General features: G+C 31.6%; 1 pseudogene. It reads right to left on the reverse strand.

The annotated features are described in order from the left end of the window. Window positions 1–224, reverse strand: a pseudogene (locus ACFINZ_RS11285) (hypothetical protein); the annotation flags it as partial. Window positions 225–275: the final 51 nt, after the last annotated feature.

Below are 275 nucleotides of genomic sequence, written 5' to 3' on the forward strand. Positions count from 1 at the left end.
TGTGATTTACTGAGATTTTTTTTGGCCATTAAGCTGTTGATGATTTGGGGGGGGATAGCATTTAAAATGGCATTTGCATCGGCATTTTGAAGTGCTTTACTGTATGCAGATGCTGCTTTTTCAAAGGCTATAAGTTTTGGACTTGTAATTGTATAAGCTTGAGTTATTGAGATAATAAAGGCAATGCATAAAAAAATAGGAAAAAGATTACGAGTTCGCAGCATTGGAAACCTTATAATTGATTTGAAGAAATTTAAATAAACTTATAAAGTAAA

It is taken from the genome of Bartonella sp. AA81SXKL (genome assembly GCF_042196945.1).
Taxonomy (GTDB): domain Bacteria; phylum Pseudomonadota; class Alphaproteobacteria; order Rhizobiales; family Rhizobiaceae; genus Bartonella.